The 26,403-nt window shown below is 57.3% G+C and carries 25 protein-coding genes and 1 tRNA gene; 14 read left to right on the top strand and 12 right to left on the bottom strand.

The window, feature by feature from the left end:
- Positions 1-80: 80 nt before the first annotated feature.
- Positions 81-1,610 (bottom strand): 2-polyprenylphenol 6-hydroxylase, encoded by a 1,530-nt coding sequence (ubiB, locus tag ACR0DH_RS19640; RefSeq protein ID WP_480545166.1) that lies wholly within the window; start codon positions 1,608-1,610, stop codon positions 81-83.
- Complete coding sequence (gene ubiE / locus ACR0DH_RS19635; RefSeq protein WP_480545165.1) at positions 1,611-2,363, bottom strand: bifunctional demethylmenaquinone methyltransferase/2-methoxy-6-polyprenyl-1,4-benzoquinol methylase UbiE; 753 nt, start codon at positions 2,361-2,363, stop codon at positions 1,611-1,613.
- 86 nt (positions 2,364-2,449) lie between these two features.
- Between ubiE and mutM the strand changes: the two genes are divergently transcribed.
- The 6 genes from mutM to recF all read left to right on the top strand — a co-directional run bounded on the left by mutM (position 2,450) and on the right by recF (position 9,093).
- Positions 2,450-3,301, top strand: a complete 852-nt coding sequence (mutM, locus tag ACR0DH_RS19630) for a bifunctional DNA-formamidopyrimidine glycosylase/DNA-(apurinic or apyrimidinic site) lyase (protein ID WP_480545164.1) — start codon at positions 2,450-2,452, stop codon at positions 3,299-3,301.
- A gap of 65 nt (positions 3,302-3,366) precedes the next feature.
- Complete coding sequence (locus tag ACR0DH_RS19625; protein ID WP_480551521.1) at positions 3,367-4,143, top strand: enoyl-CoA hydratase; 777 nt, start codon at positions 3,367-3,369, stop codon at positions 4,141-4,143.
- A 226-nt stretch (positions 4,144-4,369) separates the two neighbouring features.
- Entirely contained in the window at positions 4,370-4,633 is a 264-nt protein-coding gene (gene rpsT / locus ACR0DH_RS19620) for a 30S ribosomal protein S20 (protein WP_170463044.1), read from the top strand.
- A 556-nt stretch (positions 4,634-5,189) separates the two neighbouring features.
- Positions 5,190-6,587, top strand: coding sequence for a chromosomal replication initiator protein DnaA (gene dnaA / locus ACR0DH_RS19615; protein ID WP_480551523.1), 1,398 nt, complete (start codon positions 5,190-5,192; stop codon positions 6,585-6,587).
- 227 nt (positions 6,588-6,814) lie between these two features.
- Positions 6,815-7,936 (top strand): DNA polymerase III subunit beta, encoded by a 1,122-nt coding sequence (gene dnaN, locus ACR0DH_RS19610; protein WP_353012544.1) that lies wholly within the window; start codon positions 6,815-6,817, stop codon positions 7,934-7,936.
- Positions 7,937-7,995: 59 nt separating this feature from the next.
- Positions 7,996-9,093, top strand: coding sequence for a DNA replication/repair protein RecF (recF, locus tag ACR0DH_RS19605; RefSeq protein WP_480551525.1), 1,098 nt, complete (start codon positions 7,996-7,998; stop codon positions 9,091-9,093).
- Here the strand turns inward: recF and ACR0DH_RS19600 are convergent.
- Positions 9,090-9,656, bottom strand: a complete 567-nt coding sequence (locus tag ACR0DH_RS19600; protein WP_480551527.1) for a carboxymuconolactone decarboxylase family protein — start codon at positions 9,654-9,656, stop codon at positions 9,090-9,092. The genes recF and ACR0DH_RS19600 overlap by 4 nt on opposite strands.
- Positions 9,657-9,756: 100 nt before the next feature.
- Here ACR0DH_RS19600 and ACR0DH_RS19595 point away from each other — a divergent pair, with 100 nt between their 5' ends.
- The gene (locus ACR0DH_RS19595) at positions 9,757-10,329 is read left to right on the top strand and encodes a TetR/AcrR family transcriptional regulator (RefSeq protein WP_480551529.1); all 573 of its coding nucleotides are present in this window, start codon (positions 9,757-9,759) and stop codon (positions 10,327-10,329) included.
- 102 nt (positions 10,330-10,431) lie between these two features.
- The gene (gene gyrB, locus ACR0DH_RS19590; protein ID WP_480551531.1) at positions 10,432-12,849 is read left to right on the top strand and encodes a DNA topoisomerase (ATP-hydrolyzing) subunit B; all 2,418 of its coding nucleotides are present in this window, start codon (positions 10,432-10,434) and stop codon (positions 12,847-12,849) included.
- On the opposite strand, the gene ACR0DH_RS19585 is transcribed toward gyrB, so the two are convergent.
- From ACR0DH_RS19585 to ACR0DH_RS19575, 3 genes are all read right to left on the bottom strand, one after another.
- A complete protein-coding gene (locus ACR0DH_RS19585; protein ID WP_480551533.1) occupies positions 12,846-13,427 on the bottom strand; it encodes an N-acetyltransferase family protein in 582 nt (193 codons plus the stop codon). The two genes, gyrB and ACR0DH_RS19585, sit on opposite strands and share 4 nt — an antisense overlap.
- Positions 13,424-13,978, bottom strand: coding sequence for a helix-turn-helix domain-containing protein (locus ACR0DH_RS19580; RefSeq protein ID WP_480551535.1), 555 nt, complete (start codon positions 13,976-13,978; stop codon positions 13,424-13,426). The genes ACR0DH_RS19585 and ACR0DH_RS19580 overlap by 4 nt, the downstream gene beginning before the upstream one ends.
- A 118-nt stretch (positions 13,979-14,096) precedes the next feature.
- Positions 14,097-15,113, bottom strand: a complete 1,017-nt coding sequence (locus ACR0DH_RS19575; protein WP_480551559.1) for a Fe(3+) ABC transporter substrate-binding protein — start codon at positions 15,111-15,113, stop codon at positions 14,097-14,099.
- A gap of 224 nt (positions 15,114-15,337) precedes the next feature.
- Here ACR0DH_RS19575 and ACR0DH_RS19570 point away from each other — a divergent pair, with 224 nt between their 5' ends.
- Positions 15,338-15,832, top strand: coding sequence for a GNAT family N-acetyltransferase (locus ACR0DH_RS19570; protein WP_480551537.1), 495 nt, complete (start codon positions 15,338-15,340; stop codon positions 15,830-15,832).
- A 79-nt stretch (positions 15,833-15,911) separates the two neighbouring features.
- On the opposite strand, the gene ykgO is transcribed toward ACR0DH_RS19570, so the two are convergent.
- Together ykgO and ACR0DH_RS19560 are read right to left on the bottom strand one after the other, a co-directional pair.
- Positions 15,912-16,037, bottom strand: a complete 126-nt coding sequence (gene ykgO / locus ACR0DH_RS19565; RefSeq protein ID WP_008755722.1) for a type B 50S ribosomal protein L36 — start codon at positions 16,035-16,037, stop codon at positions 15,912-15,914.
- An 88-nt stretch (positions 16,038-16,125) separates the two neighbouring features.
- Positions 16,126-16,200, bottom strand: a tRNA-Val gene (locus ACR0DH_RS19560).
- A gap of 149 nt (positions 16,201-16,349) precedes the next feature.
- On the opposite strand from ACR0DH_RS19560, the gene ACR0DH_RS19555 reads away from it, so the two are divergent.
- Positions 16,350-17,204 (top strand): N-formylglutamate amidohydrolase, encoded by an 855-nt coding sequence (locus tag ACR0DH_RS19555; protein WP_480551539.1) that lies wholly within the window; start codon positions 16,350-16,352, stop codon positions 17,202-17,204.
- 3 nt (positions 17,205-17,207) lie between these two features.
- Here ACR0DH_RS19555 and ACR0DH_RS19550 read toward each other — a convergent pair whose 3' ends face one another.
- Positions 17,208-18,461, bottom strand: a complete 1,254-nt coding sequence (locus ACR0DH_RS19550) for a DNA polymerase IV (protein ID WP_480551541.1) — start codon at positions 18,459-18,461, stop codon at positions 17,208-17,210.
- 350 nt (positions 18,462-18,811) lie between these two features.
- On the bottom strand, positions 18,812-19,516 hold the full coding sequence (gene pyrF / locus ACR0DH_RS19545; protein ID WP_480545152.1) for an orotidine-5'-phosphate decarboxylase: 705 nt from the start codon (positions 19,514-19,516) through the stop codon (positions 18,812-18,814).
- 143 nt (positions 19,517-19,659) lie between these two features.
- Between pyrF and ACR0DH_RS19540 the strand changes: the two genes are divergently transcribed.
- Together ACR0DH_RS19540 and clpB are read left to right on the top strand one after the other, a co-directional pair.
- Positions 19,660-19,977 carry a hypothetical protein gene (locus tag ACR0DH_RS19540; protein WP_480545151.1) on the top strand — a complete coding sequence of 106 codons (318 nt, stop codon included), beginning with the start codon at positions 19,660-19,662 and terminating at the stop codon, positions 19,975-19,977.
- 123 nt (positions 19,978-20,100) lie between these two features.
- On the top strand, positions 20,101-22,719 hold the full coding sequence (gene clpB, locus ACR0DH_RS19535) for an ATP-dependent chaperone ClpB (protein WP_480551543.1): 2,619 nt from the start codon (positions 20,101-20,103) through the stop codon (positions 22,717-22,719).
- A gap of 119 nt (positions 22,720-22,838) precedes the next feature.
- On the opposite strand, the gene ACR0DH_RS19530 is transcribed toward clpB, so the two are convergent.
- Positions 22,839-23,438: an NAD(P)H-dependent oxidoreductase gene (locus ACR0DH_RS19530; protein WP_480551545.1), complete on the bottom strand. Its 600-nt coding sequence runs from the start codon at positions 23,436-23,438 to the stop codon at positions 22,839-22,841.
- Positions 23,439-23,591: 153 nt separating this feature from the next.
- Positions 23,592-24,407: a cyclase family protein gene (locus tag ACR0DH_RS19525; protein ID WP_480551547.1), complete on the bottom strand. Its 816-nt coding sequence runs from the start codon at positions 24,405-24,407 to the stop codon at positions 23,592-23,594.
- Between the two features lie 221 nt (positions 24,408-24,628).
- On the opposite strand from ACR0DH_RS19525, the gene msrP reads away from it, so the two are divergent.
- Together msrP and msrQ are read left to right on the top strand one after the other, a co-directional pair.
- Complete coding sequence (gene msrP / locus ACR0DH_RS19520) at positions 24,629-25,531, top strand: protein-methionine-sulfoxide reductase catalytic subunit MsrP (RefSeq protein WP_480551549.1); 903 nt, start codon at positions 24,629-24,631, stop codon at positions 25,529-25,531.
- A 4-nt stretch (positions 25,532-25,535) separates the two neighbouring features.
- Positions 25,536-26,150, top strand: a complete 615-nt coding sequence (msrQ, locus tag ACR0DH_RS19515; RefSeq protein WP_480551551.1) for a protein-methionine-sulfoxide reductase heme-binding subunit MsrQ — start codon at positions 25,536-25,538, stop codon at positions 26,148-26,150.
- Positions 26,151-26,403: the final 253 nt, after the last annotated feature.

Genomic DNA, 26,403 nt, shown 5'->3' with positions numbered 1-26,403 from the left:
GGCTGGCTGCCCCCCCATCGCGCGATGGCATGATTCCCCCCCGAGGATATTTTTGGCCAGATGAAGCAAGTGGGCTGAACCTAGCCAAGCGCCATGATCAGAAGAACACTGACGGCCCCGAGGACGGCGCCGAACAGGGTAGTGAGGATGCCGCGCAGAAGGCCTGAATCTTTGGGCTCTTCTTTTTGGGTTTGTGCGATGAGCGCGTTTTCCACCAGTGCAGGCAGGCGTGGGCCGAATCTGGCCAGAACCAGAGCGGTTTTCCCAAAATCCCGCAGCGCGGCGCGTGGGCCGATTGAGCGTTTGATATAGTCCTCGACCACGGGGCGGGCGACTTCCCAGATATTCATATGTGGATCGAGTGAACGGGCGACGCCTTCGACGACAACCATAGTGCGCTGCAGCAGGATCAGCTCGGTCCGGGTTTCCATGCCGAAGCGTTCGGTGACTTCAAATAAGTAGCTTAGCAGCCGACCCATCGAAATATGCGTAGCGTCCATGCCGAAAATTGGTTCGCCGACTGCGCGCAAGGCGCGGGCGAATTCGTCGACATCCCGGTCGGCGGGGACATATCCGGCTTCAAAATGAACCTCGGCGACCCGCTTGTAATCGCGGCGGATGAAGCCAAACAGGATCTCGGCATAAACCCGGCGGGTGTATTCGTCGATATGGCCCATGATACCGTAGTCATAGGCGATGATATCGCTGTTGGCAGCGACCTTCAGGTTGCCTTGATGCATATCGGCGTGGAAGTAGCCGTCGCGCAGCGCGTGCAACAAGAACAGTCGCAGCACCCGTTCCGCCAGATCACGGCGGTTGTGGCCTGCGGCGTCCAGCGCGTTATTGTCGCCAAGTGGTATGCCATCCGCCCAGCTGAGCGTCATCACACGGCGGGCGGATAGGGACCACACCACCGGCGGTAGCCAGAACCCGGCATCATCTTTTGTGTTGGCGGCGTATTCTGAAGCGGCGGCGCTTTCGAGGCGCAGGTCTAGCTCACCGCGCACGACGCCGTCGAAATGTTCGATCACCTCCATCGGGCGCAGACGACGTGCGCCCGGGGCAAAGAGTTGAACGATACGGGCAGCGAAATAGAACGCATCCACATCCTTGCGGAAGGCGCGTTCGATGCCGGGGCGCAGGACTTTGACCGCCACATCTTCACCTGAGGTGACCAGCTTGGCCTTGTGAACCTGCGCAATGGATGCAGCGGCAATGGGGTCGCTGAATTCGCTGAAGATGTCACTGACGGGTTGCCCGAGTTCCTTTTCCACCTCAGCTATGGCCTCAGATTTGGAGAAGGGGGGGAGCTTGTCCTGCAAGACGCGCAATTGCTCGGCCAGTTCATCGCCGACCACGTCGGGGCGGGTCGAGAGCACCTGCCCGAACTTGATATAGGCCGGGCCAAGTGCGGTCAGGGCGCGCGTCGCAGGGGGCATATCCGGATCGCCCTTGTAGCCAAGCCATTGAAAGGGCTTGCCAAGAGCGTGGGCCACGAAGCGCAACGATCTGGGGGCTTCAAACGCATCCAGCACCACGTTCATGGCGCCGGTGCGTTCCAGTGTGGCACCTGTTCGGATCAGGCGAATGATGTTGTGCGGGCCGCGCATTTAGATTTTCCAGCCGGAATGCAAGGCGGCGATCCCCATGCTCAGGTTACGATATTTGGCGTTTTCGAACCCAGCACTGCGGACCATGCCCAGGAATGTCTCCTGATCGGGGAAGTTGCGGATCGATTCCACGAGGTACTGATAGCTGTCGTAGTCATTGGCGATCAACTTGCCCATGCGGGGGATGACGTTGAAGCTGTAGAGGTCATAAAGCTTCTGCAGCCCGTCATTGGGCAATTGACTAAACTCCAGCACCATCAGGCGCCCGCCCGGTTTCAAAACGCGATACGCTTCGTTCAGGGCCTCTTGCGGGCGGGTGACGTTTCGGATGCCGAAGGAGATAGTGTAAACATCGAAAGTGTTGTCTTCGAACGGAAGCGACATCGCATCGCCCACCACCCAGTCCAGACTTTCAGACATCTGATCCGCCTCGGCCCGTTGGCGGCCTTCGATCAGCATCGATTCGGTCAGGTCCAGAACGGTGGCGTGGCCATGGCCGGCACGTTTAAGGAAGCGGAAGGAAATGTCTCCGGTGCCCCCGGCCACATCCAGCAAGCGCTGACCCGGACGGGGCGCGAGCCAATCCATCATCGCATCTTTCCAGATCCGGTGAATGCCCATCGACATGACATCATTCATCACATCGTATTTCGAGGCGACGGAACTGAACACGCCTTGCACACGCTCTGCCTTGTCTGTCTCGCGCACAGTTTCGAACCCGAAATGAGTGGTGTTGTCGTTGATGTCAGACATTTGCCTTGCCGTTTGTCGAATTTCGCTTCTGTTATAGGGCCATGAGAAGCGGGCACAATGCGGCCCTTTGGTATAGGAGCCATGTAATGCCCGAGTTGCCCGAGGTCGAGACTGTAAGGCGCGGCCTTACTCCGGCGATGGAAGGCGTTGTGATCGCGCGGGCGGATGTGAACCGCCCTGACCTGCGCTGGCCTTTTCCGGACCGCATGGCGGAGCGTCTGACCGGGCAAAGGGTTGAGCGGTTGCGGCGGCGGTCAAAGTATATACTGGCCGATCTCAGCAGTGGTGAGACCCTTCTGGTGCATCTGGGCATGTCGGGTCGGATGACGATGTCAGGCGATCCGTTGGGCCAGTTCTTGCACGAGCACCCCTCGGCGCAGAAACATGATCATGTTGTGTTCCATATGGCCAACGGTGCGCGCGTGACATTCAATGATCCGCGCCGCTTTGGGGCGATGGATCTGTTGCCAACGGCGACGGCCGACGATCACAAGCTGTTGTCTGTTCTGGGGCCGGAGCCCTTGGGCAATGATTTTCACGAACAGCACTTGATTGATGCGTTCAAGGGGAAGAATACGCCGGTGAAATCGGCGCTTCTGGATCAGGGAATCGTTGCCGGGCTTGGCAATATTTATGTCTGCGAGGCGCTTTATCGGGGTCGAGTCTCGCCACGTCGCAAAGCTGGGCAGATTTCTAAGCCACGAATTGCAGCTTTGGTGCCGATCATCCGGGAGGTGCTTCAGGATGCAATTGATGCTGGCGGGTCGTCGTTGCGGGATTTCCGCCAAGCTGATGGAGAGCTTGGATATTTTCAGCACAGCTTTGATGTTTACGGGCGTGAAGATGAACCCTGCCGCACCGAAGGATGCGGCGCATTGATCAAGAGAATCACCCAGTCCGGTCGCTCATCCTTCTATTGTGCGCAATGCCAAAGATAACTTGATCCAAGTTTTTCGCGTGATAAGGAATCGTACTTGAACGGAACAACCGGAAGCTAAACCTTATGGCTTTTGAGACGATCATCGTCGAAATCGAAGACCACGTCGGGCTGATCAAGCTGGATAGACCAGACGCGATGAATGCGCTGAACACCCAATTGGTGAGCGAACTCTGCGACGCATTGGAAGAGGCGGACCAGAACGACAAGGTGCGCTGCATTGTGATCACCGGCTCGGACAAAGCATTTGCTGCAGGTGCGGACATCAAGGAGATGTCCGAGATGAGCTTTGTTGATGTGCTTAGCACGGATCTTTTTGCTTCGGTCAACGAACGCGTTTCGGCCATTCGCAAGCCAATCATCGCGGCCGTGGCAGGTTATGCGCTGGGCGGTGGATGTGAACTGGCCATGATGTGCGATTTCATCATCGCAGCCGATACAGCCAAATTCGGCCAGCCCGAGATCAATCTGGGTGTGATTGCTGGCATTGGTGGCACACAGCGCCTGACGCGGTTTGTCGGCAAATCCAAGGCCATGGACATGAACCTGACAGGTCGTTTCATGGACGCGGAAGAAGCCGAACGCTCGGGTCTTGTAAGCCGAGTTGTCCCAGCAAAAAAGCTGATGGAAGAAGCCATGGGTGCAGCGCAGAAGATCGCTGAGAAATCGCTGCTGACGGCCGCTGCGGCCAAGGAAGCGGTGAACCGCAGCTACGAGCTGCCGCTGAGCGAAGGTCTGTTGTTCGAGCGTCGCGTGTTCCATTCGATGTTCGCCACCGAAGATCAGAAAGAAGGCATGGCGGCGTTTCTGGAAAAACGTGCTGCGCAATTCCGCGATAAGTAAGGTCGCAACAAAGACCCCGCGAAAGGCAGGCTTCGGCCTGCTTGTTTGTTGGGCGCGCAGGGTAAGAATCGGCTTGGCAAACCTGTAAAACTTGGGTAGAGACCGCCGTCATACATGCGCGTGCGGCCCGCCTGGCCCGATTCACACTCGTGATTTCTGATCCGGTGCGGATATATCCGTGGCGCGCAACCCAAGATAACCGTACCGAACAAAGGTCAAGAAACACATGGCTAACTCGCCCCAGGCAAAGAAGCGCGCGCGTCAGAACGAAAAGCGTTTCGCTGTAAACAAAGCGCGTCGTTCGCGCATCCGCACCTATCTGCGCAAAGTCGAAGAAGCAATCGAATCCGGTGACAAGGACGCAGCCACCGCAGCCCTGCGCGCGGCGCAGCCCGAGCTGATGCGCGGCGTCACCAAGGGTGTCTTCCACAAGAATACTGCATCCCGTAAAATGTCGCGCCTGTCAGCGCGCGTCAAAGCACTGGGTTAAACCTGCTGCATGACCTTAGGTCATGTCAGAAAGGCTGAACCAAATTCAAAGGCGTCGCTAAGTGCGGCGCCTTTTTTCCTGTTGCCGGAATGCCGCGTCCTCACGAAACCGAGAGATTCTTTCGCTGAAAGAGCCGAGTCAATATCAGAGTTTCGTTGCCGTGCCCTATGCCGTCTTGCTACCACTGATTCAGCGATTCACTCGCTTGGGGGGACAGGCTGTTTCCGCGATCATACTGACGGGCATCAGGACGATTGCGGGGTTGGCGTCGATGACCGGCTTTGTCCGGGCTGCCGATTTGCCACGGACCTTGGGCTAACCAATGGTTCTGGCTCTGTCTAGAAAATGTGTGTGCTACCTGCGACCCGGTTCACCGGACGGTTAATTATTGCCAGCCGACTGAACCAGAGCGTCGTTGCACTCCGGTGACGACCTCGTCGAACCATACGGTTTGACGCACCTGACCCTTTTGCTTGGTGAATCCCTAAGCCGGGAAACCGGTTCCGTATGAATAAGGCCGACAGGCCAATAAAGAATGGGATGCGTGAGGCGCTGAATGACACAAGAGAAATGGGGACTACTGCGTAACAAGTTGATTAAGGTAATTGGCCGGAACAACTACACGACCTGGATTGAACCTCTGACATTTGAAGAGTTGCAAGATGGTGTCGCGGTGTTTTCTGCGCCTACCAATTTCATGGGCAACTATGTCAGTCAGAATTTTGCCGACCTGATATTGTACGAGCTGAATACCTCGGGAGAGTCAGTCCAGCGTTTGGATTTCCGCGTTGCCGCAAATACTCCCGCGCGTCCGAACCCGGTCGCGAAACCGGTGGTCGAAGAGGCAGCAGCTGAGACTGCCACCGCCCCTGTAGCGCCGCGCTCAGAGGCCGCGCAAGAGGCGTTGGATTCGATGCAAGCCGCGCCTCTTGATCCGCGTTTCACCTTTGACAGTTTCGTGGTGGGCAAGCCCAACGAGCTGGCACATGCCGCTGCTCGCCGCGTGTCAGAAGGCGGTCCCGTCACATTCAATCCGCTGGTTCTGTATGGGGGCGTTGGTCTGGGTAAGACACACCTGATGCATGCCATCGCATGGGAGCTAAAAACCAAACATCCTGAGTTGAACGTCCTCTATCTGTCGGCAGAACAGTTCATGTATCGTTTCGTGCAGGCCCTGCGCGAACGCCGGATGATGGACTTCAAACATCTGTTCCGCTCGGTCGATGTGCTTATGGTGGACGATGTGCAATTCATCGCGGGCAAGGATTCCACTCAAGAAGAGTTCTTTCATACCTTCAATGCGCTGGTAGACCAGAACAAACAGATCATCATCTCGGCTGACCGCGCACCGGGTGAGATCAAGGATCTGGAAGACCGGGTAAAGTCGCGCCTGCAATGTGGATTGGTTGTCGATCTACACCCGACCGATTACGAGCTGCGTCTGGGCATCCTTCAGAACAAGGTTCAACAGCATATCAGCACTTATCCTGATCTGGTGATTGCGGATGGGGTGCTGGAGTTTCTGGCGCATCGCATTTCGACCAATGTGCGCGTGCTAGAAGGCGCACTGACCCGTCTGTTCGCTTTCGCCTCGCTGGTCGGGCGTGAGATCGACATGGAACTGACACAGGATTGTCTGGCTGACGTGCTGCGCGCCTCGGAACGCAAAATCACGGTCGAAGAGATTCAACGCAAAGTGTCCGACTATTACAACATCCGTTTGTCGGACATCATTGGCCCTAAACGGCTGCGCTCGTACGCGCGCCCGCGTCAGGTGGCGATGTATCTATGCAAGCAATTGACCAGTCGGTCTTTGCCCGAAATCGGGCGCCGGTTTGGAGGGCGCGACCACACCACGGTTATGCATGGTGTGAAGCGGATCGAAGAATTGAAAGTCACCGATGGCCAGATCGCGGAAGACGTTGAAATGCTGCGCCGCGCGCTGGAAGCCTGAGGTCTAAGGCATAACCTGTCAACGATGCCTCGGATGTGATGTCCGGGGCGTTTTCTTGTGCGGTATTGCCCACGGTCGCGCGTGAACTGTACTTGGCGGCGCACGCGCCCCTTGACCGAATGGGTTTTCCGACCCAGAAATCCGTAAAAAATCCTTGTGCCTCAGGGTGGAACCGCTAACGTGCCAGTCCCGCCCATTTCGGCACGCAAGTCAGAGGAATTAAGGGTATGAAGATCAGCATCGAACGCGGCACCCTTCTCAAGGCCGTTTCACAGGCCCAATCTGTTGTCGAACGCCGGAATACGATCCCGATACTGGCCAATGTGCTGATCGAGGCCGAAGGGGATCAGGTTCAGTTCCGCGCCACCGATCTGGATATCGAGGTTGTCGACAAAGCCCCCGCACAGGTCGAGAAGGCCGGCGCGACGACGGTGGCTGCGACAACGTTGCATGAAATTGTACGCAAACTGCCTGATGGTGCTCTGGTTACCTTGACAGCCGACAGTGCCGCAGGTCGTTTGACGGTTGAGGCCGGGCGGTCGAATTTCTCGCTGGCGACCTTGCCGAAAGAGGATTTTCCGGTGATGGCCTCGTCGGAATACGCTTCAAACTTTACCGCGTCGGCGGCCCTGCTGCGCCGGCTGTTTGATAAATCGAAGTTTGCCATTTCGACAGAAGAAACCCGGTATTATCTTAACGGTGTTTATATGCATGTGGCGGATGGGGCTGAGGGTGGCAAAGTGCTGCGCTGTGTGGCCACCGATGGCCACCGTCTGGCGCGTATTGATGCGGATCTGCCCGATGGCGCTGCGGATTTGCCGGGCGTGATTGTGCCCCGCAAAACAGTGGGCGAGCTGCGAAAGCTGCTGGAAGATGACGAGATGGATATCGCAGTTTCAGTCAGTGAAACCAAAGTCCGTTTTGCAACACCCGATATCACTCTGACCTCAAAAGTGATTGATGGCACCTTCCCCGACTACACACGCGTTATTCCGCAAGGGAACACCCGCAAGCTTGAGGTAGACGCCGCCGAATTTGCGCAGGCCGTAGATCGTGTGGCTACAGTCTCCTCTGAGCGGTCACGCGCGGTGAAGCTTCAGCTGGACGGGGACAAGCTGATACTGTCGGTCAATGCACCTGATAGTGGTGCGGCTGAGGAAGAATTGGCCGTGGCTTATGGTGATGAACGGCTAGAGATCGGGTTCAACGCAAAATATCTGCTAGAGATCGCGTCTCAGGTCGATCGCGAAAACGCGGTGTTCATGTTCAATTCGGCGGGCGACCCGACCCTAATGCGCGAAGGCAATGACCAGAGCGCGGTTTATGTTGTCATGCCGATGCGCGTCTGATCGCGCTGGCGCGCGATGCCTCCGGCGGAGGTATTTTTGAACAGAAGAAGGGAGGGGTCATGGGATTGGCCCTGACCGAGCTTACGGTCTCGCATTTTCGGTCTCACAAATTGGCGCGGTTGTCTTTGGATGGGCGCCCGGTGGCCATTCATGGGCCGAACGGGGCCGGGAAGACCAATATCCTTGAAGCGGTGTCTCTGTTTTCGCCCGGTCGCGGGATGCGGCGGGCCAGTGCGGCGGAGATGACCAGGCGACCCGAGGCCTTGGGCTGGAAACTGTCCGGCCTGCTGAGTGCGCAGGGCGGGGGGTATGAGATCGAGACATGGTCCGAAGGCGGCGCGGCGCGCCAGGTTCGCATTGACGATAAGGCTTCCAGTCAGATTGATCTGGGCAAACTCGCGCGCTTGGTGTGGTTGATCCCGTCTATGGATCGGCTGTGGATCGAAGGAGCTGAGGGGCGGCGGCGGTTTCTGGACCGCATCGCGCTAAGCTTTGATCCCGCGCATGCCGAAGCGTCGTTAACCTATGAGAAAGCCATGCGTGAGCGGAACCGGCTGCTGAAAGACCAGGTTCGGGATGCCCATTGGTACACGGCCTTGGAAGGTCAGATGGCCGAGACAGGGTATCGGATCCATTCGGCGCGTCTTGCAGCATTGGATCATTTGCGTGCCGCACAGGAACAGTCCGAGACGGCGTTTCCTTCAGCCGACTTGGAGTTGATTCAAACGGAAGGTGCGATGCCCGAGACTGCGGATGATCTGCGCGAGGCGCTGAGCGAAAGCCGTTTCCGCGATCTTGCAGCAGGGCGAACTCTGGTCGGGCCGCATCGCTCGGACCTGTATGGGGTGTTCGCTGCCAAAGGGGTTCCGGCCAAGGATTGTTCCACGGGTGAGCAGAAGGCGTTGCTGGTGTCCCTGATCCTGTCAAACGCACGGGCGCTGGCGGGAATGGTTGGCGCGCCGCCGATTGTGTTGCTGGATGAGGTGGCTGCACATTTGGATGCCGGGCGACGCGCGGCGCTCTATGATGAGATCTGTGCGCTGGGCGCTCAGGCCTGGATGACGGGCACCGGGCCTGAGCTGTTTGCGGAATTGGGCGACCGGGCCCAAACGCTGGTTGTTACCGAAGGCGATGAGGGCTCGGTCGTGTCGGCTTAGGCCGGTTCGCTGACTTTGCGTTCCCACAAGAAGCCACGCATGACCTGATCGACCGGAGTTTTGGCCATGTGGTTGACGTAGTTCGACATGGTTTTCTGCGCCAGACCCAGAACAACATCCAGAACGGCGCGGTGCGAATAACCAGCGTCAAAGAACGCCTGCAGCTGTTCTTCGGTCGGGTTGCCTCGGGTTTCCATCACTTGCAGAGTGAAGGTGCGCAGCGCTTCTAGCTTGGCTGTCGGTAGCGGGGTTTCGTTGCGCAGGGCCTCGGTGATTTCGTCCGAAACCTTCATCATTTTGGCGATGCCGGTATGAGCGGGGACACAGTAGTGGCACTCATTCTCAACGTTGATGGTCTGCCAGACGACGGTTTTCTCGTCGTTGTCGAAGTCGGTCTGCATAAAGAGACCGTGCAGAACCTGATAGCCTTCCAGATGCTGCGGGCTTTCTGCCATCACCTTGTGCAGACCGGGCAGCCGGCCAAAGGCGGCTTGCGATTTCTTCAACAGCGGTTTGGATCCCTCTGGGGCGGATTCGAGGTCGTGAGACGGGAAGTTGGCCATGTCAAAACTCCTGATTTCTGGCGCGATGAGTCGTATTTAGGGTTTCTTGAGCGATCACTCAAGTATATATTTGAGCAAGCACTCAAGAATTGGTGATCCAATGCCCCGCAAACCCGCATATGACCGAGACGCGCTGATCGCGCAGGCGCGTGATATCTTCTGGCGTCACGGCTGGGCGGGGACGTCGCTGAAGGACCTTGAGCGCGAGTTGAAGCTGAAGCCGGGCAGTTTCTATGCGGCGTTTGGCTCGAAAGATGCCCTATATGCGCTGGCGCTAGAGCGCTACGCGCAAGACGGGGTTGCCAGTATGCTTGCCTTGGCTGAGGAGCTGGGGCCGCTCGGGGCGCTCAAGGCGCAGCCCTATCGCGTGATTGCTGCCTCTGACCTGCCGACCAAAGCTTGTATGCTGGCCAAGACCTACGCCGAGTTGCAGGCAAAGGATCACGATTTGGCCGGTCAGGCGGGCGCGCATATGATCGCAATGAAATCCTGTTTCGCAGACCTGTTTCGCCGCGCCCAAAAGGCCGGAGAGATAAGCTCAGATCACGATCCCGAACGCCTTGCTGCGCGCTATCAGTCGGACCTTCTGGGCCTGCGATTGACGGCCGAACGGGACGACGTCAACGCAGCCGAAATTGCAGATGATATCGCGGCAGACCTCGATCAGCTTTGATCCGCAGATAAATCGGATCTCAACCACAAAATCTTGGGGTAGCGCGTGACATTCCCCACCAGAAAACGTATAAGTTACCAAAATAATATAGGTACTAACGGCATGTCCGAAGACGCACAGGCACCCCAGGAATACGGCGCAGATTCCATCAAAGTTCTCAAAGGCTTAGAGGCAGTTCGCAAACGTCCCGGTATGTATATCGGGGATACGGATGATGGCTCAGGGTTGCACCATATGGTGTACGAGGTCGTTGATAACGGAATTGACGAGGCTCTGGCCGATCACGCCGATCATGTGACCGTGAAAATCCACGCCGATTCCAGCGTCTCGGTCAGTGACAACGGCCGTGGCATCCCGGTGGATATTCACCCCGAAGAGGGCGTCTCGGCGGCCGAGGTCATCATGACCCAGCTGCACGCGGGCGGTAAGTTCGACAGCAACTCGTACAAGGTGTCGGGCGGCCTGCACGGCGTGGGCGTTTCGGTTGTAAATGCTCTTTCCGAATGGCTGGAGCTGCGCATCTGGCGCGCGGGCAAAGAGCACGTAGCGCGTTTTGAGCGTGGCGAGACCGCTGAGCACCTGAAAGTCGTCGGTGAATGCGGCGACCGCACCGGGACCGAGGTGCGCTTTCTGGCCTCGACCGATACGTTCTCGAACCTCGAATACTCGTTTGAGACGCTGGAGAAGCGCCTGCGTGAGCTGGCCTTCCTGAACTCGGGCGTGCGCATCATCCTGATCGACGAACGCCCTGCCGAACGGCTGGAGACCGAACTGTTCTATGAGGGTGGCGTCAAGGAATTCGTCAAATACCTCGACCGGTCCAAGACCCCGGCAATGCCCGAACCGATCTATATCAAGGGCGAGCGGGACGATATTGGCGTCGAAATCGCGATGTGGTGGAATGACAGCTACCACGAGACGGTTCTGCCCTTTACCAACAATATCCCGCAGCGGGATGGCGGGACCCATGTGGCGGGTTTCCGGGGCGCTCTGACCCGGACGATCAACAACTATGCCCAGTCAAGCGGGATCGCGAAGAAGGAAAAGGTTAGCTTCACCGGCGACGATGCGCGCGAAGGTCTGACCTGTGTGTTGTCGGTCAAAGTGCCTGACCCGAAATTCTCGTCCCAGACCAAAGACAAGCTGGTTTCGTCCGAAGTACGACCTGCGGTTGAGGGCTTGATGAACGAAAAGCTGGCCGAGTGGTTCGAGGAAAACCCGAACGAGGCCAAAGGGATCGTCGGTAAGATCATCGAGGCCGCATTGGCCCGTGAAGCGGCCCGAAAGGCGCGTGAACTGACCCGACGCAAGACGGCGATGGATGTGAACTATCTGGCCGGGAAGTTGAAAGACTGTTCCGAGAAAGACCCGTCCAAAACCGAAGTCTTCCTCGTCGAGGGTGACTCGGCGGGTGGCTCGGCCCAGACCGGTCGCGATCGTCTGACTCAGGCCGTTCTGCCCCTGCGCGGGAAAATCCTGAACGTCGAACGCGCGCGGTTTGACCGGATGCTTTCTTCTCAGGAGATCGGGAACCTCGTCATGGCGCTGGGCACCGGCATCGGACGCGATGAGTTCAACATCGAAAAGCTGCGCTACCACAAGATCGTCATCATGACTGATGCGGATGTCGATGGCGCGCATATCCGGACACTGTTGCTGACCTTCTTCTACCGTCAGATGCCGGAATTGATTGAAGGTGGATACCTCTACATCGCACAGCCTCCGCTCTATAAGGTTTCACGTGGTAAATCAGAGGTTTACCTGAAGGACCAGGCAGCGCTGGATGACTATCTGATAAATCAGGGGGTCGAGGGTGCTGTTCTGAAGCTGGGCTCGGGCGAGGAAATCGTCGCTCAGGACCTGACCCGCGTCGTCGACGAAGCGCGCCAGTTGAAACGCGTGCTGGACGCCTTCCCAACCCACTACCCGCGCCACATTCTGGAACAGGCCGCCGTGGCCGGTGCCTTTGTGCCCGGTGCTGTCGATGCCGACTTGCAAGGCGTGGCCGACAAGGTTGCCGCCCGCCTTGACCTGATCGCGCTGGAATATGAACGTGGCTGGCAGGGCCGGATCACGCAGGATCACGGCATCCGCCTGGCCCGTATCTTGCGTGGTGTCGAAGAGGTGCGCACACTAGACGGCCCGATGCTGCGCTCGGGTGAGGCGCGTAAAACCGGCAGCTTCACGCAAAGTCTGCAGGAGATTTATAACACCCCTGCCACGTTGGTCCGCCGTGATCGCAGTCAGGACATCCATGGCCCGCTGGACCTCTTGCGGGCCATTCTGGAAGAGGGCGAAAAGGGTCTATCGCTGCAACGCTATAAGGGTCTGGGAGAGATGAACCCGGATCAGCTGTGGGAAACCACGCTGGACCCGGACGCCCGGACGCTGTTGCAGGTGCGCGTGGATGACATGGTCGAAGCGGATGATCTGTTTACTAAGCTGATGGGCGACGTGGTCGAGCCCCGCCGCGAGTTCATCCAACAGAACGCTTTGAGTGTGGAAAACCTGGATTTCTAAGGCGTCGTGTGGGCAGGATCGGTTTCTGCCCCTTGGCCTGTGTTGATTGAATCTGACGCGGCGCGCTGCCTCAGGTCTTTGTACATATAGGTGGTAGGCTCCAGCGTGGGTTCAAACGGGTTGCGGCAATAGTTTGGGATTTCTCCGGCGATCTGAAAACCTATGCTCTGGTAGAGCAGTTTCGATGGGTCAGTGCTGCGCGTGTCCAGAACCAAGAGGGTACGGCCAAGTTCGCGCGATCGGTCCATAAGCGCGCCCATGAGCACCCGCGCCAAACCGCGCCGCCTTGCGTTCGGGTGAACCAGAAGCTTGGCAACATCGGCACGATGCGGCTGATTTGGCATGTTGGCGGGGATCAGTTGGACCGTACCCAAAATGCGGCCAGCATCGTAAGCTACAAACAGGTCCAGCGCGTGTAGGTCCGGCCGCACTCGATTGTGCCAATAGCTGCGCGCGTCTTCCATCGAGAAGGGTAGAACGAATCCGATGCTCGCTCCGGTATGGACACACGCGTGCAGAATATCGGAAAGGTCATCGACTGCGTCATCGAAATAATCGTCCGAGAGTCGTGTGATCATATCAGTACCAGAATATAGCGCGCGCCGCGCGCTGCCGTGGTTTCAAATCGCGTCGGGCCAGACAGGTGATAGCGCAGGCAATCCCCGCCGCTCAGCTCGTGCGTGGTGCTATCCACCGTGAGTGTCATCACTCCGTCCAGTACAATCAGATGATGTTCCTGACCTGGTTTTAGCGGGGCTTCATAGCGGATCACGGTGTCGCGTGGCAGGTGGCACTCCAGCACTTCGCCACTCAGCCCGGTGGACGGGGGTGAGACGGATCGGCGCGTATAGCCGGTTTCCGGATCGCTCCACTCTGTTTGCCTTTCAAGTGGAACTTTGGGGTCGAAACTGTCTTCGACCATCATCAGCAAGCGCGACATGGGCAGGCCGTAGGCGTTGCATAAACGGCCTAGGTTTTCAGCCGTTGGGCTGACGTCACCCTTTTCCATGCGCGACAGGGTTGCCCGGCTGATGCCGCTGTGTCCGGCCAGTTGATCCAATGACCAGCCACGGCCTTGGCGTAGCTCACTTAGTCGGGTTGCTAGGCGGGTTGAGAGGGAATCCAGCATTGTCCATATAGTAGAAATATTCTCGATAATGAGAAGAGTTGCAGAAATATATAGATATAGCAACGAAAAAGGGCGCAGAAAATCTGCGCCCTTTGCAATCTACCAGAGATCAGTTGGTTTACTTCCAACCAGCTTCGTTAAAGATCTTTTGTGCTTCTGGTACGTTTTTCGCAACGGCAGACAGGTCAACGTCGTCGCCCTTGAAGTCACCCAGTTCTGAAACCGAAGCCGAAATGGCAACGCCTTCAACCGCCGGATATTCGTCGTTACCGGCAGAGAAGTACTGCTGCGCCTGATCGCTTGCCAGATACTCAAGGAACATGATGGCGTTTTCCTTGTTCGGAGCGTTTGCCGCAACGCCACCACCGGAGAGGTTCATATGCGCGCCATTGCCGTCCTGATCCGGGAAGACCCAGCCGATCATGTCACGCTCGGCGGATACACCATCCACGTCTTTGCGAATGGCACGGGCGAAGTAGTAGGTGTTGGACATCGCGATGTCACACTCACCTGAAACGATCCCGCGCAGCTGGTCGGTGTCCCCGCCTTGGGGATCGCGTGCGAAGTTCGCAACAACGCCTTCGGCCCAGTCTTTCGCGGCATCTGCACTAGCATGCTCGATGATCGCGGCCAGAATGGTCTGGCTGTACACGTTGGTGCCGGAACGGATGCAGACCTGACCCTTGTATTTCGGGTCGGCCAGATCGGCGTAGGTTTGCGGCGGTTCGCTGACGTCGTTCTTGTCATAGAACAGGATGCGTGCACGCTGTGAGAAGCCAAACCACTGGTTGTCGCTGTCTTGCAGGTTCGACGGGATACGCTCTTCCAGAACTGCACTGTCAATCGATTGCAGAACACCTGCATTCTTGGCGCGTTCCAGGCGCGAAGTGTCAACGGTCAGCAGGATGTCTGCTGGCGAGTTTGCACCTTCGGCTTCCATACGCGCGATCAGTTCGTCGGCCTTGCCTTCGATGCGGTTGATCTTGATGCCGGTCGCTTCTTCGAAGTCGGAATAGAGGCGTTCATCGGTATCGTAGTGGCGCGACGAATAGAGGTTCAGTTCACCGTCTGCAGCGGCGGAGGTGGCAATCAGCGCTGTCATGGCTGCGGCGATACAGGTCGAGGATTTCAGCATAGTGTCTCCCAACATTGAAATTCTTGGCGGATCATAATCCGACTGAAATTGTCAATTAAACGATTCTGGGTAAGATGCAAGAAAATCCGACTAAAATAGTTGGTCACATGGTCGCGGGTTCGACCCATCAGATCATTGGTTTACCTGTCGGGGATTCTCAGGAGATGGACACAGACCTCAGTGCGCTGTTTGCTGATGCAGTGCCGCGGGTGTAGATTTCAGAAATGACCTACCGTCTGGAGAACGCCACCAAAGAATGGGTTGGGCAGATCGCAAGGATCTGGGAAACCGGCTGGCATGACGCGCATGCTGATATCGTGCCTTCCCGCCTTCGTGCACTGCGTACTAAAGATAGTTTTTTGGAGCGCACGATGGAGAACCTTCTGGATACCCGGATTGCTGTCAACGGTTCCAAACTGCTTGGGATCTGCATGATAAAAGAGGACGAGCTATATCAGATGTATGTGTCGCAACAGGCGCGGGGTTCAGGTGTCGCTCAAGCGCTTATTAAAGACGCCGAAAGCCGGATCAAGGCTGCCGGTCACAAAATGGCTTGGCTGGCCTGCGCAATGGGCAACGAACGCGCAAGCCGGTTCTATGAGAAGACAGGTTGGGTCAAAGCTGGGCAGCGGGTTGTGAATCTCGACACCTCGGAAGGCGCGTTCCCAATGGAAGTGTGGCGTTTTGAGAAACAGATGACGGCCGGATTGGATGAATAGTTCAGGCAGCAAGTGGCGTTTCAAAACAAAAAAACCGCGCTCAACGGCGCGGTTTCTTCGAAATCTATAAGCGCGGTTCTCAGCCCTGGCGAGCTTTGAACTTGCGCTGCGTCTTGTTGATCACGTAGACGCGGCCTTTGCGACGCACAATCCGGCAATCGCGGTGCCGATTCTTGAGCGAGCGGAGCGAGTTCTTGACCTTCATGGTCTGTCTCCAATCTGCGGCGCCTTCATCAAAGACGTGGCCAGCGCCTGGGTTAGTCGGGGTCCCGGAAACCGGAACAGTGAAACGATGGTGGGCGGTACAAGGATCGAACTTGTGACCCCTTCGATGTCAACGAAGTGCTCTACCGCTGAGCTAACCGCCCACGTTCCCGTCACGATGCCTACCCCATAACGAAATGGGGCGCGGATCACCGCGCCGGTAGCGGGGTCTATAAAAGGAGTCGTTCAGGGGTTCAAGGGGTTTGGTAGAACAAATTTCCGGTCTATGTTGGGCAACAGCAATGGAGGGGCTATGGCGAACGCAGCCTTTATACTGGACATTCCCGTGAACCGCAGTTCGAGTGTGGTGTTTTCGTCGCCTCATAGCGGGCGGGACTATCCGCAGGCGCTGCTGGACCGTTCGGTTCTAAGCCCAAAGGCGATTCGATCTTCTGAGGATGCCTTTGTAGATCAACTGTTTACGCCGGCCTCCGAATTTGGAGCGCCATTGATCCGTGCCGCTATGCCTCGCGCCTATCTGGATTTGAATCGCAGCGCAGAGGAACTTGATCCCGCATTGATCAGCGGCGCGCGCCGCCAGGGGCACAATCCGCGCGTCGCGTCCGGACTGGGGGTGATTCCCCGCGTCGTGGCCAATGGTCGGGCCATTTATCGGGGCAAGCTGACCATGGATGAGGCGCGATTGCGGATCGATACCTATTGGCGGCCTTATCACGCGCGGCTGAAATCACTTCTGGCCGAGTCGCATGAAATGTTCGGGCAGGCCATCCTGATCGATTGCCATTCGATGCCGCATGAGGCCATCGCCGGGGCAGCGCATGAGAACCGCCCCGAGATTGTTCTGGGCGATCGATTTGGCGCGTCTGCTTCCGGCCAGATCGTCGATCAGATTGAAGCCGCCTTTGCCGCAGCGGGTCTGAACGTAGCGCGTAACGCGCCCTTTGCTGGTGCTTATGTTACTCAGACTTATGGTCGGCCTGGTCGCCAGCAGCATGCCATCCAGATCGAGATTGATCGCGCTCTTTATATGGACGAGGATAAGATCGCCCCCAACGCAAACTTTATGGCTTTCAGCAAATTACTGCGTCAGGTCATTGCCGAGATTACCAGTGTCGGCGCACGGCCTCAGCGGCTGGCGGCCGAATAGACCTCAGCGCAGGGCGCGGCCCTTGACGATGGCGTCGGTGCCAAAGCGTTCACGAATTTTGTCCGTTGCGCGCTCGGCCTGCGACCGGCGTGTGGCATCGGGGTCCAGCAAATCGCCTGAAATGTCAGCCTGATCTGCTGGGCACAGATCTGAAAGCCCACAACCCAACAGCCGATAAGGACCCTCATCCCCGACCTGATCAAACAGACCGCGCGCGGTGCGGTAAATCCGGTCCGCGATCTGGGTTGGATCGCGCAGCGAGACCCGACGGGTTATGATCTTGTGGTTGGCTTTCTTGAGTTTCAGTGTCACGACCCGCCCGGCCAAATCCTTTGCTTTGGCCCGGTCGGACACTTTCAACGCCATGCGCCAGATATGTCCGTCCAGAATATCGATGCTGGCTGTATCTTCAAAAAACGTAGTCTCGTTGCTTATTGATTTCATCGGTTCATGCGCCGACACGCGCCGCTTGTCCCGACCTCGTGCCAGATGCCACAGGCGATACCCCATCGAACCAAACCGGGCCGTCAACGCCTCCTGATCCCAGCGCAGCAGATCGGAGAAGCTGCGAATTCCGGCGCGTTCCAGCGATTCCTGCGCCGCTGGCCCGATGCCCCAGATCAGACGCACAGGTTTGTCATGCAGAAACTCGGCTGTCTCGGCTTTTCCGATCACCGAAAACCCGCGCGGCTTATCGAGGTCCGAGGCGACCTTGGCCAGAAATTTGTTATGGCTCAATCCGATTGAACCTGTCAGGCCCAGCTCATCCTTCATGCGTTTGACAAGTCGAGCCAGCATGACTGCAGGTGGCGCGCCATGCAGGCGTTCGGTGCCGGACAGGTCCATGAATGCCTCGTCCAAAGACAAAGGTTCCACAACTGGCGTCAATTCGTCCATCATCTTGCGAATTTCGCGCGATACTTCGACATAAACCGACATACGCGGCCGGATTATCTCCGCGTCGGGGCACAGTTGCAGGGCTTTGAACATCGGCATTGCCGAGCGCACGCCCCGGATACGCGCCACGTAACATGCGGTCGACACCACGCCTCGCTTTCCGCCACCGATGATGACGGATTTATCCGCAAGTTCCGGATTGTCGCGCTTTTCGACCGAGGCATAGAAAGCATCGCAGTCCATATGCGCAATGGACAGGTCAAACAGCTCCGGATGCGACGTGAGACGCGGGCTGCCGCAAGAGGGGCAACGCGTTTCATTGTTAACTGTGGTCAGGCAATCTCGGCAAAGACCGGGCATACGCGTCCTCGGGTGCTCCGCGAATGGATCAGGTGTTCTTTATATCACCGATTGATGGCGATCAAAGGGCTGACATCTTGCCCGGTTTTCGAAAAGAAGACCCCCCGCGCGTGAGCGGGGGGAGGTAACGAACCTCAGGAAGAAACGGTTCGTTGGGGAGTATTACGCCCCCAAGACTCACCGAAATCGCAATATTTAGATAGTTTCTAACCGTCGGGCCCAAAACTTGCCGTTAGCTGTGTGTATTTTGGACAACAGCGTGAGTTCGACCGAAGCGCTCAAAAATTGACGTAAGGTCAAGTTAATGAACGGAATTGTTGATCCAAACTGGATTCGATTCCCAGGGGCGCCTAGTGGCGTGTCAAAGAATTTAATTCGTTAAGCACAGCCTGGGCGGCAGCTTTTGGGTCGTCCGCTTGGTAGATCGGGCGCCCGACAACGATGTGATCGGCCCCATCCCCAATTGCGCTGGCGGGTGTGGCAACCCGCTTTTGATCCCCCAAGGCGGCGCCCGCAGGTCGCACGCCGGGAGTGACGATCAGGCGGCCTTCGGCCTGCGGCAAGGCGCGGATCAGGGCGGCCTCTTGCGGGCTGGCGATGACACCATCCGCCCCGGCCTCCAATGCCCTGACCGCACGTTCGACGACCAGGTCCTGCACGTCGCCCGCTTTCAGCAGGCTAGCATCCAGATCAGCGCGGTTCAGCGAGGTTAGGATGGTTACCGCCAAAATCTTCATGTCCTTGCCCGAGGCCCCTTCCTTTGCTGCGCGCACCACATGCGGGTCGCCGTGAACAGTCAAGAAATCCAGATCAAATTGCGCCAGCCCCCGCACGGCGTTTTCGACCGTGTTGCCGATGTCGAACAGCTTCATGTCCAGAAAGATGCGCTTGCCGTGGTCCTGTTTCAGCTCATTGGCCAAAGCCAGCCCGCCACCGGTCAGCATCCCCAATCCGATCTTGTAAAAAGACACGCTGTCGCCCAGCCTTTCGGCCATGGCGAGCCCTTGCAGGGCGTTCGGAACATCAAGGGCTACGATCAGGCGGTCATCGGACATAGTGGGGCGCTCCTTTTTGGCAAACGTCTGCGTCCTAACGGTTTCGGACGCGGCTGTCCATCTGCGATACCGGGCGCGCCGGGTTTCATTCTGTGCTAACCTGTCTGGCATAGAACACGCGAATTCAATGTAAGGGACAGAATATGAAGAAACTGGTTTTGCTGAGTGTGCTTGTTGCGCTGGTGGCATGTGATGAAACCCCGCCTGATGCGCCAGAGGTCGGGGCGGCCCCTGCACCCACAACGGACGACCTTCGCCTGGTGGGTGGATATCGGTCAGAAGATGACTGGTGCCAGTTGACCGGAGAGACCGCGTTTACCATCGATTTTCTTGATCACACGGCGGATCTTGTGTCCTGCCCAACCGGCAGCGCAGCGGCGCAATCGTTGGTGGATGAAACCGGGGCTGTTCAGGTGGCAGAAACCGGCGGGTATACTGTTTATACAATCCAGCGAGAGTAGCGATTTCTGCGGTTCAGCCTCTTGAACCTGCAAAGATATCTCCCAGATTGAATGTGAGGCCCAGATCGACGCGTGCCGCCAAGCGGGCGCATCATACCGGGGCGCTTTTAGAAGGAGAATGCTATGGACTTGAACAAGTTCACCGAGCGGGCACGTGGATTCGTGCAAGCGGCGCAAACTATTGCATTGCGCGAAGGGCACCAGAGGCTGGAACCCACACACATATTAAAGGCATTGATGGATGACGATCAGGGGCTGGCGAGCAACCTGATCACACGTGCGGGCGGCGCGCCCAACCGCGTGGTGGAGGCACTAGACGCTGCGATGGGAAAAATCCCTAAAGTCAGCGGTGACGCGAGTCAGATTTACATGGACGGCCAGACCGCCAAGGTTCTGGACGAGGCCACCAAGATCGCCACCAAGGCGGGCGATAGCTTTGTGCCGGTAGAACGCGTGCTGATGGCGCTGTGCATGGTGAAATCCAAAGCCAAAGAGGCGTTGGAAGCCGGTGCTGTTTCCGCCCAGAAACTGAACGAAGCGATCAACGACATCCGTAAGGGCCGCACCGCGGACACCGCGTCGGCGGAAGAGGGCTATGACGCGCTCAAGAAATATGCGCGCGATCTGACTGAGGCTGCGGCTGAAGGCAAGATCGATCCGATCATCGGTCGGGATGAAGAAATCCGCCGCTCAATGCAGGTTCTGTCGCGCCGTACCAAGAACAACCCGGTTCTGATCGGGGAACCCGGCGTTGGTAAAACCGCGATTGCCGAGGGCATGGCCCTGCGCATCGTCAACGGCGATGTGCCGGAATCGCTGAAGGACAAGAAACTGCTGGCGCTCGACATGGGTGCGCTGATCGCTGGTGCAAAATATCGTGGTGAATTCGAAGAACGCCTCAAGGCCGTTCTGACCGAAGTGACCGAGGCCGCGGGTGAAATCATCCTGTTCATCGACGAGATGCACACTCTGGTTGGAGCCGGTAAATCCGACGGCGCGATGGATGCCGCCAACCTGATCAAGCCTGCGCTGGCTCGGGGTGAGTTGCATTGTATTGGCGCAACCACGCTGGATGAGTATCGCAAATACGTCGAAAAAGACGCAGCCCTTGCGCGCCGGTTCCAGCCCGTTGTCGTGGCTGAACCAACTGTCGAGGATACGATCAGCATTCTGCGCGGCATCAAAGAAAAGTACGAGTTGCACCACGGCGTGCGTATCTCGGACTCGGCGCTGGTGTCGGCGGCAACCTTGTCGCATCGCTATATCACCGACCGGTTCCTGCCCGACAAGGCCATCGATCTGGTTGATGAGGCGGCGTCACGGTTGCGGATGGAGGTGGATTCCAAGCCCGAGGAACTCGATCAGTTGGATCGCCAGATTCTGCAGATGCAGATCGAGGAAGAGGCGTTGAAGCTGGAGGATGACGCGGCCTCCAAGGATCGCCTGGAAACCTTGCAAAAGGATCTCGCCGATCTGCAGGAGCAGTCCGCCGAGATGACGGCGCAATGGCAGGCCGAACGCGATAAACTCGCGGGCGCGCGCGACTTGAAGGAACAACTCGACAAAGCGCGGGCTGATCTGGAAATCGCTAAGCGGGAAGGCAACCTCGCCAAGGCGGGTGAGCTGTCCTATGGCGTCATTCCAGAGCTTGAGAAAAAGCTGACGGAAGCCGAAAACGCCGAAAGCAACGCCATGATGGCCGAGGAAACGGTGCGCCCGGAACAGATCGCTTCGGTGGTCGAGCGCTGGACCGGTATTCCGACCTCTAAAATGCTGGAAGGCGAGCGCGAGAAACTGCTGCGGATGGAAGACGATCTGCATTCCCGCGTGATTGGTCAGGATGCCGCCGTAACCGCCGTCGCCAACGCCGTGCGCCGCGCGCGTGCGGGTCTGAATGACGAGAACCGCCCGTTGGGCTCGTTCCTGTTCCTCGGCCCGACCGGCGTGGGTAAAACCGAACTGACCAAGGCCGTGGCCAACTTCCTCTTTGACGACGACAATGCGATGGTCCGCATCGACATGTCCGAGTTCATGGAGAAACACGCGGTTGCCCGTCTGATCGGTGCCCCTCCGGGCTATGTCGGTTATGACGAAGGCGGTGTGCTGACCGAAGCCGTGCGGCGCAGGCCCTATCAGGTCGTGCTGTTCGATGAGGTCGAAAAGGCGCACCCGGATGTGTTCAACGTGCTGTTGCAGGTTCTGGACGATGGTGTGCTGACCGATGGTCAGGGCCGTACCGTGGACTTCAAGCAGACGCTGATCATCCTTACGTCGAACCTTGGCTCTCAGGCGCTGAGCCAACTGCCCGAAGGGGCCGACAGCGCGCAGGCGCGGCGGGACGTGATGGATGCGGTTCGGGCGCATTTCCGGCCCGAGTTCCTGAACCGTCTGGACGAGACCATCATCTTCGACCGGCTCAAACGCGCCGATATGGATGGCATCGTCGATATCCAGATGGCGCGTCTGCAAAAACGTCTGGCTGCCCGCAAGATCGAACTCGCGCTGGATGATGGGGCCAAAGAATGGCTGGCGAACGAAGGCTATGACCCAGTCTTTGGCGCGCGTCCCTTGAAGCGTGTGATCCAACGTGCCCTGCAGAACCCGTTGGCCGAAGCGTTGCTGGCAGGTGAGATCAAGGATGGCGAAACCGTCCCGGTCTCAGCCGGAACCGATGGTTTGATCATTGGTGATCGGCTGGGCACATCTGAACGGCCTAGGCCGGATGATGCCGTGGTGCATTAATCAAACCTAAATCAACAGAAAGACCCGCTGCGTGAGCGGGTCTTTTTTATTGCTCCTTGCGCTTTTGAATGCCTGACCTTTAGCGCCCGACTGGGGTGTGAGGTATCGTTGTGAACCCATCAGGCCATGGTCTGCCGAGGTGCCGGCAACGTCTGTCCAGCGCGGTAGCTTTGCTCTAGTAGTGCTTCGCGACGCTGTTTCGATCCTGTTGATCCATAGAGCATTTCCAGCTTACGGGGCGAAAACCCGAAATACCCAAAGGTGCCTTGTGTCCAGAGTGTCTCTATCGCGTTCAGATATCCGGCGTCTTCCATTTCGTCGGACCTTGCCCCAGCAGGTATCAGCAAGACCCCTGATCTGGGCCGTTGTAACGACGTTTCGCGTTCATCCAGTTGATCATAGGCCCAACCCCAAGACCAGACGCGATCAACCCAACCCTTCATCATCGACGGCATCCCCCACCAAAAAAGTGGAAACGCGAGGCAGATGGCATCCGCGCGCGAGATCCGCGCTTGCTCGGATCTAATATCTGCGAGTGGCGCGGATGCTTTGTCCCCCGCGATGTCCGCCATGGACCAACGCGGATCGAAGCCCTCGGCATGCAGGTCAGCAAATTCAGTTGTGTGACCAGCTGCATTGGCCCCATCCATGAACATCTGTGCTGCGGCGGCGGTAAATGAGTTGGGATCTGGATGATCGACGACGGTCAGCACGTGCATGAACGGGACTTTCTGTTGAAATTGGTCTTCCAAAGGCACTGTGATTGCTCAAGGTACCTTTAGGTCAAGCACAAAACTGGCAGCTGAGCGGATCATCGCAACAAAGGCTCTCCGACAAGGCGAGCCTCTGATATGGTATTTTAATTGTCGTCCTCAAACCAACGCAAATATCCGCGCGGGCCCTCCTGTGCCGCCTTTGTGTTTCGGCGCGCCGATAACAAGCGTGGCCCCTGCAGCGGGGACGCGGTCAAGGTTGGCCAAGCATTCGATCCCGAACCGGCCCGAAGGCAGCCAGGCGTAGTGAGTGGCGAAATCGGCGGACATGCCATGGTCCAGCGACAGTGTATCCACCGCAATTGACCGCGCGCCCGTGTCTTCCATCAGCATCTGCGCAGCCTCGACATGGAAACCGGGATAGTGCTGCGCCTCGCCATCGAAGTTACGGAACTCATCCGTTGCGGTTTTGCTGGCCCAGCCAGAATGCATGGCGACGCAGGCACCATCCGGAATGTCTCCGTTCGCGGCGATCCAGGCTTTTAGGTCATCCGGAGTGACGCGGGTGTCGGCATCCTCGGCAGCGCGTGCGGCGATATCCACCACGCACAAAGGCGCAACCAGATCACTAACAGGGATTTCGTCGACCGATGTGCCATCCGCCGAGAAATGCAGCGGCGCATCTATATGTGTCCCGGTGTGCTCGTTGATCGACAGGTTGAATAGGTTAAACCCATGGTCGGCGAAGTTAAACGCCTGCTCAGCCGAGATGCCGGGCTCCCCGCCCCAAGTTGGGAAATCGGGGCTGAGCGTATGGGTCATATCCTCAACCCCGCCATGACCTGCAGCCAAAGCTGCCGGCGCGCTTAGTCCGGTTGCAGCTGCGGCCACGCCTGTGGCTGCCGCGGCTTTGAAGAAGTTTCGTCGCGACAGCATTTTGTCTTTGACGGCATTCATTACGCAGATGTCACACATATGAAGTCTCCCAGTCAGCATTCTCAGTCATTCATCGCAGATCGGACTGCGACTCGCTTACTATACTCAAATGTGACCAACTAACCTCAATCTTATGCGATGGAGTGTCGGGCAGGGGCGAAAGTTACAGCGACTTCGCTCAATCGTGACGCTTGTTTCCTTGGCGCTGTGCTATCAGGGCACTACGTCACACATGACGCTGATACAGGACGGAGACCCAAATGGCGCATCGCTGGACCAACACTTTGACACATGCCGATGTCACCCCTCGGGCGGCATTTCTGAACCGGCGGCAACTGATGGCCGGGTTGGCAGGTGTCGGGCTGGCTTCAATGGCGCGGCCCGCAGCGGCGCAAGAAGCCCTTGAGCCCAATACTTGGGAAGAGATCACCAGCTACAATAATTTCTACGAATTCGGGACCCGCAAGGACGACCCGGCCAAATACGCGCATATGCTGGTGACCGAACCCTGGAGCATTCAGATTGACGGTCTGGTCGACCGTCCTGGCGAATACGGGTTTCAGGACATTCTGTCCGAGATGACGATCGAAGAACGCATCTATCGATTCCGCTGTGTCGAGGCTTGGTCAATGGTTATCCCCTGGAATGGTTTCGAATTGGCGGACCTTTTGAACATGGCAGGTGTGCAGGAGGGCGCAAAATACGTGGCGTTCGAAACCGCCTATCGCCCCGATGAAATGCCCGGTACTCAATTCCCGATCCTGGACTGGCCCTACAGAGAAGGTTTGCGTCTGGACGAGGCGATGCATCCGCTGACGATCATGGCGACTGGCATTTATGACCGGCCGATTCCAAACCAGAACGGCGCGCCTTTGCGACTGGTTGTGCCGTGGAAATACGGGTTCAAATCCATCAAGTCGATTGTGAAAATCACCCTCACCGAAGATGAGCCGCCCACCAGTTGGAACATGTCCGCGCCACGTGAATATGGGTTTTACAGTAACGTGAATCCGAATGTGGATCACCCGCGCTGGTCGCAGGGTTCGGAACGTCAGATTGGCGGCGGGCTATTTTCCAAACGTATCCCGACGCTCATGTTCAACGGATATGAGGATGAGGTGGCTGGTCTGTATGAAGGTATGGACCTGCAAGAATTCTACTGATCAGATGCAGGCAATAAATCAGATACTACGCAAGATCCCCATCTGGACGATTTATGCGCTTGGGGCGCTTCCTGCCCCCTGGTTTCTGTATCTGGCCCTGACTGGCGGATTGGGGGTTGAGCCGATCAAGGCGCTGGAACATGAGTTGGGCGAACTCGCCCTTCAGCTTCTGATCCTTGGTCTGGCCGTTACGCCTTTGCGTCAACACTTTGGTCTGAACTTGATCAAGTTCCGCCGGGCGATTGGGGTTTTAGCCTTTGCTTATGTCACGCTCCATTTGCTGGTCTGGCTGGTGTTGGACGTTCAACTGCCCAGCCAGATATGGGCCGACATCATCAAGCGCCCCTATATTACGGTCGGCATGGCCGGGTTTCTTCTGTTGCTGCCTTTGGCCATGACGTCAAACAGCTGGTCGGTGCGCCGTTTGGGTTCGCGCTGGCGTAAGTTGCACAAGCTGGTCTATCCGGCAGTCCTGTTGGGTGGGGTGCATTATATCATGATTGCAAAGGGCTTTCAGCTCGGACCGCTGCTGTACCTTCTGGTGATTGTCGGCCTTTTGGTTTTGCGATTGCCAATGTCAGGGCTGCTGTCTCGTACAAGGCAAGCCGATTCCGCCTGAGTTTAACCTGAGTCTGTGGGTAACCTCGTGCATAACGCGTGTTTGGTGTTGATCCCGGTTAGAAGGCACAGAGTATTGTGCTTTTATCTTACGTTTGAATTTCATTAAGTAATTGTATTAATTTAATAAAACTTGGCGCCTCAGTTTTTTAATGGATTTCTGAATTTTCTGCTTGCGGCCCTGATCGCTAGACCTTAGAACCCCCTTCACCGGCGGCGCTGAGGTTGTTGCTGGGATGCTAGAGATGGCGGAG

The organism is Ruegeria sp. I1, assembly GCF_056532675.1.
Note: the sequence above shows the minus strand (reverse complement) of the source record. Positions and strands in the feature narration are given on the sequence as shown.

Bases quoted from the DNA above. Each gene is read 5' to 3' on its own strand.
- ubiB (WP_480545166.1), bottom strand. From the start codon at position 1,610: ATGCGCGGCCCGCACAACATCATTCGCCTGATCCGAACAGGTGCCACA.
- ubiE (WP_480545165.1), bottom strand. From the start codon at position 2,363: ATGTCTGACATCAACGACAACACCACTCATTTCGGGTTCGAAACTGTG.
- mutM (WP_480545164.1), top strand. From the start codon at position 2,450: ATGCCCGAGTTGCCCGAGGTCGAGACTGTAAGGCGCGGCCTTACTCCG.
- ACR0DH_RS19625 (WP_480551521.1), top strand. From the start codon at position 3,367: ATGGCTTTTGAGACGATCATCGTCGAAATCGAAGACCACGTCGGGCTG.
- rpsT (WP_170463044.1), top strand. From the start codon at position 4,370: ATGGCTAACTCGCCCCAGGCAAAGAAGCGCGCGCGTCAGAACGAAAAG.
- dnaA (WP_480551523.1), top strand. From the start codon at position 5,190: ATGACACAAGAGAAATGGGGACTACTGCGTAACAAGTTGATTAAGGTA.
- dnaN (WP_353012544.1), top strand. From the start codon at position 6,815: ATGAAGATCAGCATCGAACGCGGCACCCTTCTCAAGGCCGTTTCACAG.
- recF (WP_480551525.1), top strand. From the start codon at position 7,996: ATGGGATTGGCCCTGACCGAGCTTACGGTCTCGCATTTTCGGTCTCAC.
- ACR0DH_RS19600 (WP_480551527.1), bottom strand. From the start codon at position 9,656: ATGGCCAACTTCCCGTCTCACGACCTCGAATCCGCCCCAGAGGGATCC.
- ACR0DH_RS19595 (WP_480551529.1), top strand. From the start codon at position 9,757: ATGCCCCGCAAACCCGCATATGACCGAGACGCGCTGATCGCGCAGGCG.
- gyrB (WP_480551531.1), top strand. From the start codon at position 10,432: ATGTCCGAAGACGCACAGGCACCCCAGGAATACGGCGCAGATTCCATC.
- ACR0DH_RS19585 (WP_480551533.1), bottom strand. From the start codon at position 13,427: ATGATCACACGACTCTCGGACGATTATTTCGATGACGCAGTCGATGAC.
- ACR0DH_RS19580 (WP_480551535.1), bottom strand. From the start codon at position 13,978: ATGCTGGATTCCCTCTCAACCCGCCTAGCAACCCGACTAAGTGAGCTA.
- ACR0DH_RS19575 (WP_480551559.1), bottom strand. From the start codon at position 15,113: ATGCTGAAATCCTCGACCTGTATCGCCGCAGCCATGACAGCGCTGATT.
- ACR0DH_RS19570 (WP_480551537.1), top strand. From the start codon at position 15,338: ATGACCTACCGTCTGGAGAACGCCACCAAAGAATGGGTTGGGCAGATC.
- ykgO (WP_008755722.1), bottom strand. From the start codon at position 16,037: ATGAAGGTCAAGAACTCGCTCCGCTCGCTCAAGAATCGGCACCGCGAT.
- ACR0DH_RS19555 (WP_480551539.1), top strand. From the start codon at position 16,350: ATGGCGAACGCAGCCTTTATACTGGACATTCCCGTGAACCGCAGTTCG.
- ACR0DH_RS19550 (WP_480551541.1), bottom strand. From the start codon at position 18,461: ATGCCCGGTCTTTGCCGAGATTGCCTGACCACAGTTAACAATGAAACG.
- pyrF (WP_480545152.1), bottom strand. From the start codon at position 19,516: ATGTCCGATGACCGCCTGATCGTAGCCCTTGATGTTCCGAACGCCCTG.
- ACR0DH_RS19540 (WP_480545151.1), top strand. From the start codon at position 19,660: ATGAAGAAACTGGTTTTGCTGAGTGTGCTTGTTGCGCTGGTGGCATGT.
- clpB (WP_480551543.1), top strand. From the start codon at position 20,101: ATGGACTTGAACAAGTTCACCGAGCGGGCACGTGGATTCGTGCAAGCG.
- ACR0DH_RS19530 (WP_480551545.1), bottom strand. From the start codon at position 23,438: ATGCACGTGCTGACCGTCGTCGATCATCCAGATCCCAACTCATTTACC.
- ACR0DH_RS19525 (WP_480551547.1), bottom strand. From the start codon at position 24,407: ATGTGTGACATCTGCGTAATGAATGCCGTCAAAGACAAAATGCTGTCG.
- msrP (WP_480551549.1), top strand. From the start codon at position 24,629: ATGGCGCATCGCTGGACCAACACTTTGACACATGCCGATGTCACCCCT.
- msrQ (WP_480551551.1), top strand. From the start codon at position 25,536: ATGCAGGCAATAAATCAGATACTACGCAAGATCCCCATCTGGACGATT.